The following is a 12609-nucleotide window of genomic DNA, read 5'->3' on the forward strand; positions in this document are numbered from 1 at the left end:
AGACAACAGGAGCGCACCATGCTGAAAACACCTTCCGACAAATACCAACCTCAACCTGCTATTTCCCTGCCCGATCGCCGCTGGCCTGAGCAACGCCTCACGCAGGCGCCGCGCTGGCTTTCCACCGATTTACGCGACGGTAATCAGGCCCTTACCGAGCCGATGGACAGCAACCGCAAACTGCAGTTCTGGGCGCTGTTACTGCGTTGCGGATTCAAAGAAATCGAAGTCGCTTTCCCCTCTGCCTCGCAGACGGACTTCAATTTTGTGCGTCAGTTGATCGACGAAAACCGCATTCCGGATGACGTCACCATTCAGGTATTAACCCAGGCGCGTGAAGACCTTATCCTGCGTACCTTTGCGTCGCTGCGCGGGGCGAAGCAGGCCACCGTACACCTGTATAACGCCACCGCCCCGCTGTTCCGCCGCCTGGTGTTCGGCATGGAGAAAGCGCAAATCGTTGAGCTGGCGACCCGTTCCACGCGTCTTATCCGCACGCTGTGCGAAGAGAATCCCGCCACCCGCTGGCAATACGAATACTCTCCGGAAACTTTCTGCTTTACCGAGCCGGACTTTGCGCTGGAGATTTGCGAAGCCGTGGCAGACATCTGGCAGCCGTGCGCCGAACGCCCGATGGTGATCAACTTACCGGCCACCGTTGAGGTTAGTACACCGAATGTCTATGCCGATCAGATTGAGTATTTCTGCCGTCATTTCAGCCGCCGCAGCGATGTCTGCATCAGCGTCCATCCGCATAACGACCGCGGCACCGGTGTCGCCAGCGCGGAGCTTGCCCTGATGGCCGGTGCAGACCGTGTCGAAGGGTGTCTGTTTGGTAACGGAGAACGAACCGGTAACGTCTGCCTGGTCACGCTGGCAATGAACCTCTACAGCCAGGGGATTAGCCCGAATCTGGACTTTAGCGACATGAATCACGTGGTGGAGGTGGTAGAAACCTGCAACCAGCTGCCGGTGCATCCGCGCCATCCGTGGGCAGGACGGCTGGCGTATACCGCATTTTCGGGTTCACATCAGGATGCCATCAAGAAAGGCTTTGAAGCCCGCAAGCCTGACGAACGCTGGGAGATGCCCTATCTGCCGGTTGACCCACAGGATATTGGTTGCACCTACGAAGCGGTGATCCGGGTTAACAGCCAGTCAGGAAAAAGCGGCAGCGCGTGGCTTATCGAACAAAATCATGGTCTGAAATTACCCCGCGCCCTGCAGCAGGACTTTAGCCAGCACGTACAGCAGGAAACCGACCAGCACGGTAAAGAGATGACGCAGCATGCGCTGTGGCAACTGTTCCGCACACGTTATGGGCTGGTAGAGACGCCGGGCTTTGCCCTGCACGCTTACCGTAGCGACAGCCAGCAGGACGGGCAGTTACATCTGACGGCAAGCGTCACGACGCAGGGCGGGATGCGCCAGCTGGAGGGGCAAGGCAACGGGCTGTTATCCGCGGCAGCCAATGGTATAAGCCGCTGGGTCACGACCCCGTTTGTGATTAAGGACTATCACGAACATACGCTTGGGGAGCGCAGCGACAGCCGCTCGGTGGCGTATATCCGCTGTCTGTTTCAGGATGGTAGCAGCCGCTGGGGCGTCGGCATTGACAGCGACGTGGCCCGCGCGTCTCTTCAGGCCCTGTTCAATGCTGTCAGCTAGCTGTCTTTGAAATAATCGCTGGGTGATATCCCCATCACCCGGCGAAACATCGCCGTAAAGGCACTGTGGCTGCCGTAGCCCAGATCCAGCGCCACGCGTAGCACTGGCTGACCTTGTCCCAGGCGCAGCAGCGCTTCCAGCAGGCGCGCCCTTCTTAGCCACTCACCGTAGCTTAACCCCGTCTGCTGCTTGAAATGGCGGTTCATCGTGCGTTCACTCATACCAAGCGTGTTTGCGGCCTGCATGCTGCCCCAACTTTCCCCCGGCAACAGCCGGATCTGCTGGCAAAGGGTACGCAACGGCTCGCTTTCCGGCTCAGGCAGGTGAAACGGCAGCACCCGCAACGTGCGGATTTCATCCAGAATGAGCTCATATACGCGCTCATCACGACTGCCCGGGGAGTAGGACGCCTCAAGCGTCAGCGAGGTGAGGATAAGTTCGCGTAACAGACCGGAGATCTGGACTATCTGACAGGTTGCCGGAAGATCGGCTCGCGCGAGGGGATCGATAAACAGCGTGCGCGCCGCAACGTTGCCGGTAATACGCAAAGAGTGCGGAGTGCCCGCGGGTAGCCAGACGCCGCGTCCGGGCGGCACCACCCAACAACCTGATGCGGTATCGACTCTCACCACCCCACTCAGGGTGTGCAGCAATTGCGCGCAGTCGTGCTGATGCCACGGCTCGCTGTCGCCATGAAGGTAATCATGGGCATAAGGAACAAGTGGGCGATGGGTAAAGGAGAAGGTTGAGGTTGTGGTCATGAGGTTAAACACCCCTCACCCTACCCTCTCCCTGAGGGAGAGGGAAAAGGTGCACTAGATGTGCAGTTCCTGCAGTTTTTCTTTTGGCAGCGCGAGCTCTTCATTGCTGTTTACGCGAACGTCACGCTCGATGATATGACGCGCGATCTCCTGGGCTTCTTCCAGAGAGTGCATCTGGTAAGTTCCGCACTGATATACGTTCAGCTCAGGGATCTGGTTCTGCTCTTTCACCTTCAGCACATCTTCCATTGCCGCTTTCCAGGCATCCGCGACGCGTTTCTCTTCAGGCTGACCAATCAGGCTCATGTAGAAACCGGTACGGCAACCCATCGGAGAGATATCGATGATCTCCACGCCATTACCGTTCAGGTGGTCGCGCATAAACCCGGCAAACAGGTGCTCCAGGGTGTGAATGCCTTTCTCTGGCATCACTTCTTTGTTAGGCACGCAGAAACGCAGATCGAATACGGTGATCGTGTCGCCGTGCGGGGTGTGCATGGTCTTCGCCACACGTACTGCAGGTGCTTCCATACGGGTATGGTCGACAGTAAAGCTATCTAATAACGGCATACGTCACCTCCGATAGTGATTTTTTTTAAAATAAACTGAACTCTTCTACAAAATGCACGTCTGAGTATATGAAAGACGCGCATTTGTTATCATCATCCCTGAATTCAGAGATGTATATTTTGGCCACAGCGATGTGGCCTTTTTCTTTTCTGTTAAGCCTGTTTCGCCAGAAACGCCTCAAACGTCTCCGTATCCGCCGCTTCAACCTCTTTCTGACGCACGACAGAGGCGTCTCGTTCTGCCACAAAATCGGCTTCACTCAGAATCTCTAACGGCTCCTGCTTCAGCATCTCGCGGTATTCCGCAGAGAGCGAACGCCCGGTGCCGCCAATACCCTGATCAATCATAGAACGCAGAATACGCGCTGAGAACGTCAGTTCCGGGTTATCAAACGATTCAACCAGCTGGTCGCAGACGTTTTGATAGGCTTCCCCACCGTCAATGCTGTCCATGGTCCGGGCAACACGCTTCAGGTCACGGAACAGATCCTTACCGACTTTCGTCAGCGGGAACTGCGCTGTTTCGCAGCCAATACCCAGCGTCAGACCCGGCTTGCGCCCTTCCAGAATCACGCGGTTCCAGTTGGTACGGGTACAGAGCAGTTCCTCTGAACTCATTTCCGGCGCATCCGCCAGCACGCACCAGACCATAAACAGATCCAGGAAGCGAACCTGCTGCTCATCAACGCCGATGGGTGAGAACGGGTTGATATCCAGCGAGCGCACTTCTATGTATTCAATCCCGCCGCGCTGCAGTGCATCCGACGGGGTTTCACCGCTGCGCGTAACGCGCTTCGGACGAATAGGCGCGTACAGTTCATTTTCAATCTGCAGCACGTTGCTGTTGATCTGCAGGCGCTTACCGTCTTTTTCGAGGCCGATTTTCTCGTACTCTTCCGACGGCGTTTTGATCGCCCGCTTCAATCCTGCCACATATTCGTGCAATTCGTTAAACGTAATACCGAGATTGCTTTGCGACTTATTGGTATAACCCAGATCGCTAAGACGCAGGGAGGTGGCGTACGGGAGATAGTACATTCCACACTCTGTCTTCTCGAATGGCAGCGTGGTCGGTTTCCCCTGCAGGAATGACGAGCATATCGCAGGCGATGCCCCAAACAGATACGGAATGACCCAGCCAAAACGATAGTAGTTGCGGATCAGGCGGAAATAACCCGCGGAGATCGCGTCTTTATCCGTTTCGCCGCACTTCGCCTGCCAGAACGCCATGGGTAAAGAGAAATTGTAATGCACGCCAGAAATGGTCTGCATCAACGCACCGTAGCGGTTTTTCAGCCCCTCACGATAGAGCGTTTTCAGCTGACCGATATTTGACGTGCCGTATTGCGCCAGTTCAATCTCCTGGCCTTGTTCGATATAGCACGGCATGCTGAGCGGCCACATACGCTCATCACCCAGATTGCGGGCAGTGTAGCGATGGATGTCGCGCAGAATCGTTAGCATATGATCAATATCACCATCCACTGGCGTGATGAATTCCAGCAGCGCTTCAGCGAAATCGGTTGTGATCCATTTATGTGTCAGCGCCGAGCCTAACGCCTTCGGGTGACCCGTTGTCGCTAAGCTACCGTCCGCGTTAACGCGCAGCGTTTCACGCTCAAGACCACGCTGAATACCCTTCAGTGCCTGAGGGTGATTTTCCAGCCAGGCCAGCGCCTGAGATACGTCCGGGATCAAATTGACCTCCCGCCTGTCAAAGTATTGTTACTCAGCATAATTGTAATGGTTGACGATTGAAGGTCGCGTATTCATTCCACCAATTAGTGCCACCACGTCATACCCTGTAGTGTTGCCCATGCCACGAGAACATAGCGCAACGCCTTGCCAAGGCACAAAAAAAAGAGCACTGGCCCCCAGGAGATGCGCATCCATCCCGCCAGCAGGCACAGTAAATCACCTATTACAGGCATCCAGCTTAATAACAGCGTGGCAGCGCCATAGCGTTTTAGCCAGCCGACTGCCTTTTCCTGCCAGCGCGATTTTTCACGCAGCGGAAAGAAACGCCCAAGAATAACGTTAGTCAGCCCTCCAAAGCTATTACCCATTGTTGCTATTAACACGAGCAACCAGGGCTGACTTACGCCAGACAACAGCATCGCTACCAGCACCACTTCCGAATTTCCCGGCAAGAGCGTGGCACTTAAAAAACTGCTGGCGAATAATGATAAAAGTGACAGCGCGTCACTCACAGTAAGCGGACGTCCACAACATCCATCCCGGCATCGCGCGCGGCCTGAATACCAAAATCAGCATCTTCGAACACAACACATTTCACCGCAGGCACACCCATCAGTTCTGCACAACGCAGGAAAGTGTCCGGTGCGGGCTTGTGATTTTGAACATGATCGGCGGCAACCACCGCAGAGAAATAATGGCGCAGGCCAAGATGGGTGAGCAGCGCTTCCGCAATAGCGCTTTCACTGCCCGTGCCAACGGACATAGGGCGACGCCCGTGCCATGCTTTTACGACGTCAATTAACGGTAACGGGCGCACGGTATCTAAAAGCATCGCTTTTACCGCATCGGTTTTTTCACGAGCCAGAAGGTGCGGGTCGAGATCGGCATGATTACGTTCAATCACGGCCTGCGCTATACGCCAGGTTGGGGCTCCGTTGAGGGCGATCATCGCCTGAAGATCGAAACGCATACCGTAACGAGCAAGGACATCAGTCCAGGCTTGACGATGCGTGGGTTCGGTATCCAGGAGAGTGCCATCCATATCGAAGATCAAACCGTCATACTGTGCGTACATCGTGCTCTCGCTAAACGATTAACAAAGCATTACTTTATCGTAAACGGTGGTTTTTGTCGCTCAAAGAGAAATGATTGCTGACGGAACGTCGAAGGAATAACCAGGGAGAAAGAGAGTGGTACAGAAAAGAAGATGGTGCATCCGGGAGGATTACTCGGCTGCGCCTCGCCCTTTGGGCCGTTGCTAAGCAACGTTATCTTCCCTGGTGCTTGCGGCTAACCCGCAGACCTTGAAACAACAGCCTTGCTGTTATCTCGGAGAATATGGTGCATCCGGGAGGATTCGAACCTCCGACCGCTCGGTTCGTAGCCGAGTACTCTATCCAGCTGAGCTACGGATGCATCGGGAAATGCTTTTGAAACAGTAAATGGTGCATCCGGGAGGATTACTCGGCTGCGCCTCGCCCTTCGGGCCGTTGCTAAGCAACGTTATCCTCCCTGGTGCTTGCGGCTAACCCGCAGACCTTGAAACAACAACCTTGCTGTTATCTCGGAGAAGATGGTGCATCCGGGAGGATTCGAACCTCCGACCGCTCGGTTCGTAGCCGAGTACTCTATCCAGCTGAGCTACGGATGCATCAGGGTACTGCTTTCAGAAATAGTAAATGGTGCATCCGGGAGGATTACTCGGCTGCGCCTCGCCCTTCGGGCCGTTGCTAAAGCAACGTTATCCTCCCTGGTGCTTGCGGCTAACCCGCAGACCTTGAAACAACAGCCTTGCTGTTATCTCGGAGAAGATGGTGCATCCGGGAGGATTCGAACCTCCGACCGCTCGGTTCGTAGCCGAGTACTCTATCCAGCTGAGCTACGGATGCATCGGGATTTACTATTGTACTACTCGATATTCATATCACTTCGAAAGCAATATGAAGTAATAGATGGTGCATCCGGGAGGATTCGAACCTCCGACCGCTCGGTTCGTAGCCGAGTACTCTATCCAGCTGAGCTACGGATGCAAAATGGCGGTGAGGCGGGGATTCGAACCCCGGATGCAGCTTTTGACCGCATACTCCCTTAGCAGGGGAGCGCCTTCAGCCTCTCGGCCACCTCACCACACAACGCCTCTTTCGAGTGCTTCGAGTAACTCGTTAAGAGCTTCTCGTCGCTGCGTGGCGCATATATTACTTTCTGGGACTTATAAGTCAAACAATTTTCCAAAAGCTTTTATCGTTTGCACAAATCACACGCAATTCGCATGCAAAAGCTGCAAAGAGGGTGTTTTATAAGCGGATTTTGCAGGCATCTTCTCAGAAAACTGATGACAGAATAGTGATGTTGAGGCGAGTTAAGGGTAAGAGAGTGGTTAAAAACAGAGCGATTGAAATTAAACGGTAACTTTAAGCAGGAAAAATGGCGGGAGAGGTTGCGTCTCGCCCGACAGCGAGACGCGACAATATCAGTAACTGGACTGCTGGGATTTTTCAGCCTGGATACGCTGGTAGATCTCTTCACGGTGGACAGATACTTCTTTAGGAGCGTTTACACCAATACGTACCTGGTTACCCTTTACCCCTAAAACTGTCACGGTGACCTCATCCCCAATCATGAGGGTCTCACCAACTCGACGAGTCAGAATCAGCATTCTTTGCTCCTTGAAAGATTAAAAGAGTCGGGTCTCTTGTATCCCGGCATTATCCATCATATAACGCCAAAAAGTAAGCGATGACAAACACGTAAAGTGTAAGCAGTCACGGCATCACATTCTGTTAAACGTAAGTTTAGCCGATATACACAAACTCAACCTGACTTTATCGTTATCGATAGCGCAGTGAACAAGACGCCATAACGTTACCGCTATGGCGTCTGCTTGTGCTTTGTAGTTATTACAGTTTCGCGCTCACCCAGCTTTCAACACTGGCCAATGCCGCAGGAAGTGCCGCCGCATCCGTACCACCGGCTTGCGCCATGTCCGGACGACCGCCACCCTTACCGCCCACCTGCTGGGCGACCATACCAATCAGTTCCCCTGCTTTTACGCGGTCGGTCACATCCTTAGAGACGCCCGCAATCAGAGAAACCTTACCTTCTGCCACTGTCGCCAGCACGATAACTGTGGAACCGAGCTGGTTCTTCAGATCGTCGACCATAGTACGCAGCATCTTAGGCTCAACGCCCGCCAGATCGCTGACCAGCAGTTTGACGCCCTTAATGTCTACAGCTTTGCTGGAGAGGTTTGCACTCTCCTGCGCCGCAGCCTGCTCTTTCAGCTGCTGCAGCTCTTTTTCCAGCTGACGCGTACGATCCAGCGCAACGCGCACTTTCTCGCCCAGGTTCTGGCTATCACCTTTCAACAACTGCGCGATGTCGTGCAGCTGATCGCTCTGCGCATGCAGGCTGGCAATCGCGCCTTCACCGGTTACCGCTTCAATACGACGCACGCCCGCCGCCGTTCCTGATTCGGAAACAATGCGGAACAGACCAATGTCGCCGGTACGGGAGGCATGCGTCCCGCCGCAGAGTTCAGTCGAGAAGTCGCCCATGCTCAGCACGCGAACGCGGTCGTCGTATTTCTCGCCGAACAGTGCCATCGCGCCTTTCTTCTTCGCCGCCTCGAGATCCATGATATGGGTTTCGATTGGCAGGTTACGACGGATCTGCGCATTCACCAGATCTTCCACCGCGCGGATTTCTGACGGCTTCATCGCTTCAAAATGAGAGAAGTCGAAGCGCAGCACTTTATCGTTAACCAGAGAACCTTTCTGTGCAACGTGCGTTCCCAGAACTTCACGCAGGGCAGCGTGCATCAGGTGCGTAGCTGAGTGGTTCAGACGAATGCGCGCACGACGAGCTTCATCAACGTTCGCCTGAACACCCTCGCCCACTTTCAGAGAACCGGCAGTCAGTTTGCCCTGATGGCCAATCGCCTGACCGTATTTCTGCGTGTCGCTTACGCTGAAGCTGAAACCGTTGCCTTTCAGTTCGCCTTTATCGCCAACCTGGCCGCCGGATTCCGCGTAGAACGGCGTTTTGTCCAGAATGACAACCGCATCCTGACCCGCGTTGATGCTGTCTACGGCTTTACCGTCAACAAACAGGGCGGTCACTTTGCCAGTCAGTTCCAGATTTTCGTAGCCTTTGAATTCTGATGCGCCATCAACACGGATCATCGCGTTGTAGTCAGCACCAAAACCGCTGGACTCGCGCGCACGGCGGCGCTGCTCTTCCATTGCGGCTTCAAAGCCTGCTTCGTCCACTTTGATGTTGCGCTCACGGCAAACGTCCGCCGTCAGGTCAACCGGGAAGCCGTAGGTGTCATACAGGCGGAAAGCGGTTTCGCCGTCCAGCGTATCGCCCTGAAGTTTCGCCAGCTCTTCATCCAGCAGCGCCAGTCCGCGCTCCAGAGTACGAGCAAACTGCTCTTCTTCCGTTTTCAGAACCTGCTCAACCTGCGCCTGCTGACGTTTCAGCTCATCACCGGCTGCGCCCATCACGCCAATCAGTGGCCCAACGAGTTTATAGAAGAAGGTGTCCTTCGCGCCCAGCATGTTGCCGTGACGGATAGCACGACGAATGATACGACGCAGCACATAGCCACGGTTTTCATTCGACGGGATCACGCCGTCGGCAATCAGGAACGCGCAGGAACGGATATGGTCTGCAATAACGCGCAGCGATTTGTTGTTCAGATCGGTTGCACCCGTCACTTGCGCAACGGCTTTAATCAGAGTGCTGAACAGGTCAATTTCGTAGTTGGAGTTAACGTGCTGCAGAACAGCCGCAATACGCTCCAGACCCATACCGGTATCAACGGACGGTTTCGGCAGCGGCTCCATCGTACCGTCAGCCTGACGGTTGAACTGCATGAAGACGATGTTCCAGATCTCAATGTAGCGATCGCCGTCTTCTTCCGGGCTGCCTGGAGGACCACCCCAGATGTGGTCGCCGTGATCGTAGAAGATCTCGGTGCACGGACCGCAAGGGCCGGTATCGCCCATCTGCCAGAAGTTGTCAGACGCATAAGGTGCGCCTTTGTTATCACCGATGCGAATAATACGCTCGCGCGGGATACCAACCTCTTTTTCCCAGATTTCGTAGGCTTCGTCATCGGTTTCATAGACGGTAACCCACAGACGATCTTTCGGCAGGTTGAACCAGTTTTCACCGGTCAGCAGTTCCCACGCATATTGAATGGCATCGTGTTTGAAGTAGTCGCCGAAGCTGAAGTTACCCAGCATTTCGAAGAACGTATGGTGACGCGCGGTGTAACCGACGTTTTCCAGGTCGTTGTGTTTACCACCCGCACGCACGCAACGCTGTGAGGTTGTGGCGCGGGAATAATTACGTTTGTCGAGACCAAGGAACACATCCTTGAACTGGTTCATCCCGGCGTTGGTAAACAGCAGAGTCGGATCGTTGTTCGGTACCAGGGAGCTGCTGGCAACTACCTGATGTCCCTTACTATGGAAAAAATCGAGAAACGCCTGACGGATCTCAGCGGTGCTCTTGCTCATAATTATCCTGAAATCAAGCTAACGAAATGTCGTAGCAAGCCTGTATCGGTAAAACGTTGGACAGACCAGCTACTGGAAAAAGTGGGAATAAGATAAGTTTTCTTTAGTGGGAAGTAAAATCCCGCATGCGTTCAATCCGCAAAATTACGCCAGATATCCTGAATATCTTCCATCAGAAAGCCGCGGTAGAGCAAAAAGCGCTGGATTTTAACTTTTTCTGAAAATTCACGTGGCAAGGGTTCGCCGTACTTGCGAATGGCCTGTTCTTTTGCCAGCGCGCACCAGTCTGTGTCGCATTCGCGCATGGCCTTTTCAATGGTTTCACGGGCGACCCCTTTCTGGTTCAGCTCCTGGCGGATACGCGCGGGGCCATATCCTTTGCGGCCACGGCTGGCAAGAAACCGGGAAGCGAAACGCTCGTCATCCAGATAGCGGTGCTCATAGCACCAGGCAATGACGCGGTCGTAATCTTCCGCAGTCGCATCAATCTCTTCCGGCCCGTTTTTACTCATGACGGGGGCCGACAGTTTTCGCCGCAACTCCTGTTCGCTGTGGTCACGGACGGCAAGAATGCGCACCGCACGGTCCAGTAAGCGTGCATAGGCAGGGCGGCGTGAAGTCGATTCACTCATAAAAAACCTGCTGATTCAGAAATGCAAAAAGGGCCGCATTAGCAGCCCTTCATCTTTAAACGAGAGAATTAGAAATCTTCGTTGGTTTCTTCAGCACCCGCGTTATCCACCACGAAATCAGGCGTACCGTCCTGGTTGTTCAGCAGAAGCTCACGCACTTTCTTCTCAATTTCTTTCGCCGCAGCCGGGTTCTCTTTCAGCCAGGAGATTGCATTTGCTTTACCCTGACCAATCTTGTCGCCGTTGTAGCTGTACCATGCGCCCGCTTTTTCAATCAGCTTCTCTTTCACGCCCAGGTCAACCAGTTCGCCGTAGAAGTTGATACCTTCACCGTAGAGGATCTGGAATTCAGCCTGTTTGAACGGCGCTGCGATTTTGTTCTTCACAACCTTCACGCGGGTTTCGCTACCCACCACGTTTTCACCTTCTTTCACCGCGCCGATACGGCGGATATCCAGACGGACAGACGCGTAGAATTTCAGCGCGTTACCACCGGTAGTGGTTTCCGGGTTACCGAACATCACACCAATTTTCATACGGATCTGGTTGATGAAGATCAGCAACGTGTTGGACTGCTTCAGGTTACCGGCCAGCTTACGCATTGCCTGGCTCATCATACGTGCCGCGAGGCCCATGTGAGAGTCACCAATTTCGCCTTCGATTTCAGCTTTTGGCGTCAAAGCAGCAACGGAGTCGACCACGATAACGTCAACCGCACCGGAACGGGCCAGCGCGTCACAAATTTCCAGCGCCTGCTCACCGGTGTCCGGCTGAGAACACAGCAGGTTGTCGATATCAACGCCCAGCTTACGAGCATAAACAGGGTCCAGCGCGTGCTCGGCATCGATAAACGCACAGGTTTTACCTTCACGCTGTGCCGCAGCGATAACCTGCAGCGTCAGGGTTGTTTTACCTGAGGACTCGGGCCCGTAGATTTCTACGATACGGCCCATTGGCAGGCCGCCAGCGCCCAGCGCGATATCCAGAGAAAGCGAACCGGTGGAGATAGTTTCCACATCCATGGAACGGTCTTCACCCAGGCGCATGATGGAGCCTTTACCGAATTGCTTTTCGATCTGGCCCAGTGCTGCCGCCAACGCTTTCTGTTTGTTTTCGTCGATAGCCATTATTACTCCTGTCATGCCGGGAGAAGCGACTGTGCTTCACCGTGGATTTCTGTTCTGTTGGTGCAATTATACTGTATGGTCATACAGTATCAAGTATTTTGTAGAAATTGTTGCCAGAGCGTTTTTAACGCATAAACGGTTGCCTGACGACGCACGCTTTCGCGATCGCCGCTAAAGCACTCCCGGCGGGTGATCCCTTCACCTCTGGCGGTAGCAAAACCAAACCAGACGGTGCCGACAGGCTTCACGTCACTGCCCCCGTCCGGGCCCGCGATGCCGCTAATCGATATTGCATAATCCGCGCGCGCCTCTTTGAGCGCACCAATAGCCATCTCAATCACCACCGGCTCGCTGACCGCGCCATGCTGTTCGAGCGTAGATTCCCGCACGCCGATCATTTGCGCTTTAGCTTCATTACTGTAGGTCACAAAACCACGTTCAAACCAGGCGGAACTGCCGGCAATATCGGTAATCGCTTTCGCCACCCAGCCGCCGGTGCAGGACTCCGCGGTGGTGAGGGTCGCCCCGCGTTGCTTAAGCGCCAGCCCTACCACTTCGCTAAGCTGCATCAATTCATGGTCAGTCATTCTCGCTCCAGGCCTTAGAAAAACATGCAGCACAAGATAGCA

The 12609-nt window shown here is 54.3% G+C and carries 11 protein-coding genes and 5 tRNA genes; 1 reads left to right on the forward strand and 15 read right to left on the reverse strand.

The genetic code is table 11. The annotated features are described in order from the left end of the window. Positions 1-18 precede the first annotated feature (18 nt). Positions 19-1668 carry a 2-isopropylmalate synthase gene (leuA, locus tag BJ887_RS08755; RefSeq protein ID WP_121339770.1) on the forward strand — a complete coding sequence of 550 codons (1650 nt, stop codon included), beginning with the start codon at positions 19-21 and terminating at the stop codon, positions 1666-1668. On the opposite strand, the gene BJ887_RS08760 is transcribed toward leuA, so the two are convergent. The 15 genes from BJ887_RS08760 to pncC form a co-directional block, all read right to left on the reverse strand. After that, a complete protein-coding gene (locus BJ887_RS08760) occupies positions 1665-2429 on the reverse strand; it encodes a helix-turn-helix domain-containing protein (protein ID WP_040018931.1) in 765 nt (254 codons plus the stop codon). The genes leuA and BJ887_RS08760 overlap by 4 nt on opposite strands. Before the next feature lie 54 nt (positions 2430-2483). Beyond that, the gene (gene luxS, locus BJ887_RS08765; RefSeq protein WP_008499539.1) at positions 2484-2999 is read right to left on the reverse strand and encodes an S-ribosylhomocysteine lyase; all 516 of its coding nucleotides are present in this window, start codon (positions 2997-2999) and stop codon (positions 2484-2486) included. Positions 3000-3151: 152 nt separating this feature from the next. Continuing rightward, positions 3152-4696, reverse strand: a complete 1545-nt coding sequence (gshA, locus tag BJ887_RS08770; protein ID WP_025203395.1) for a glutamate--cysteine ligase — start codon at positions 4694-4696, stop codon at positions 3152-3154. Between the two features lie 83 nt (positions 4697-4779). Next, a complete protein-coding gene (locus BJ887_RS08775; protein ID WP_032678833.1) occupies positions 4780-5208 on the reverse strand; it encodes a YqaA family protein in 429 nt (142 codons plus the stop codon). After that, positions 5205-5771, reverse strand: coding sequence for a fructose-1-phosphate/6-phosphogluconate phosphatase (gene yqaB, locus BJ887_RS08780; protein ID WP_014171331.1), 567 nt, complete (start codon positions 5769-5771; stop codon positions 5205-5207). The genes BJ887_RS08775 and yqaB overlap by 4 nt, the downstream gene beginning before the upstream one ends. Positions 5772-6035: 264 nt before the next feature. Beyond that, positions 6036-6112, reverse strand: a tRNA-Arg gene (locus tag BJ887_RS08785). Between the two features lie 158 nt (positions 6113-6270). After that, a tRNA-Arg gene (locus BJ887_RS08790) sits at positions 6271-6347 on the reverse strand. A gap of 161 nt (positions 6348-6508) precedes the next feature. After that, positions 6509-6585 (reverse strand) — tRNA-Arg (locus BJ887_RS08795). Between the two features lie 64 nt (positions 6586-6649). Next, a tRNA-Arg gene (locus BJ887_RS08800) sits at positions 6650-6726 on the reverse strand. Between the two features lie 4 nt (positions 6727-6730). Next, positions 6731-6823, reverse strand: a tRNA-Ser gene (locus tag BJ887_RS08805). A gap of 343 nt (positions 6824-7166) precedes the next feature. Continuing rightward, positions 7167-7352: a carbon storage regulator CsrA gene (gene csrA / locus BJ887_RS08810; protein ID WP_000906486.1), complete on the reverse strand. Its 186-nt coding sequence runs from the start codon at positions 7350-7352 to the stop codon at positions 7167-7169. Between the two features lie 241 nt (positions 7353-7593). Next, positions 7594-10221, reverse strand: coding sequence for an alanine--tRNA ligase (gene alaS / locus BJ887_RS08815; protein ID WP_025203392.1), 2628 nt, complete (start codon positions 10219-10221; stop codon positions 7594-7596). Between the two features lie 131 nt (positions 10222-10352). Next, the gene (recX, locus tag BJ887_RS08820) at positions 10353-10853 is read right to left on the reverse strand and encodes a recombination regulator RecX (RefSeq protein ID WP_014171334.1); all 501 of its coding nucleotides are present in this window, start codon (positions 10851-10853) and stop codon (positions 10353-10355) included. 68 nt (positions 10854-10921) lie between these two features. Continuing rightward, positions 10922-11980, reverse strand: a complete 1059-nt coding sequence (gene recA / locus BJ887_RS08825) for a recombinase RecA (RefSeq protein WP_020883855.1) — start codon at positions 11978-11980, stop codon at positions 10922-10924. A gap of 89 nt (positions 11981-12069) precedes the next feature. Then, positions 12070-12567, reverse strand: a complete 498-nt coding sequence (gene pncC / locus BJ887_RS08830; protein WP_020883854.1) for a nicotinamide-nucleotide amidase — start codon at positions 12565-12567, stop codon at positions 12070-12072. Positions 12568-12609 lie beyond the last annotated feature (42 nt).

The sequence above is a fragment of the Enterobacter sp. WPR_3_1 genome (assembly GCF_003635055.1).
Classification (GTDB): domain Bacteria; phylum Pseudomonadota; class Gammaproteobacteria; order Enterobacterales; family Enterobacteriaceae; genus Enterobacter; species Enterobacter ludwigii.

Excerpts from the sequence above, each read along its gene's own strand:
- leuA (WP_121339770.1), top strand. The coding sequence starts at position 19 with ATGCTGAAAACACCTTCCGACAAATACCAACCTCAACCTGCTATTTCC.
- BJ887_RS08760 (WP_040018931.1), bottom strand. The coding sequence starts at position 2,429 with ATGACCACAACCTCAACCTTCTCCTTTACCCATCGCCCACTTGTTCCT.
- luxS (WP_008499539.1), bottom strand. The coding sequence starts at position 2,999 with ATGCCGTTATTAGATAGCTTTACTGTCGACCATACCCGTATGGAAGCA.
- yqaB (WP_014171331.1), bottom strand. The coding sequence starts at position 5,771 with ATGTACGCACAGTATGACGGTTTGATCTTCGATATGGATGGCACTCTC.
- csrA (WP_000906486.1), bottom strand. The coding sequence starts at position 7,352 with ATGCTGATTCTGACTCGTCGAGTTGGTGAGACCCTCATGATTGGGGAT.
- alaS (WP_025203392.1), bottom strand. The coding sequence starts at position 10,221 with ATGAGCAAGAGCACCGCTGAGATCCGTCAGGCGTTTCTCGATTTTTTC.
- recX (WP_014171334.1), bottom strand. The coding sequence starts at position 10,853 with ATGAGTGAATCGACTTCACGCCGCCCTGCCTATGCACGCTTACTGGAC.
- recA (WP_020883855.1), bottom strand. The coding sequence starts at position 11,980 with ATGGCTATCGACGAAAACAAACAGAAAGCGTTGGCGGCAGCACTGGGC.
- pncC (WP_020883854.1), bottom strand. The coding sequence starts at position 12,567 with ATGACTGACCATGAATTGATGCAGCTTAGCGAAGTGGTAGGGCTGGCG.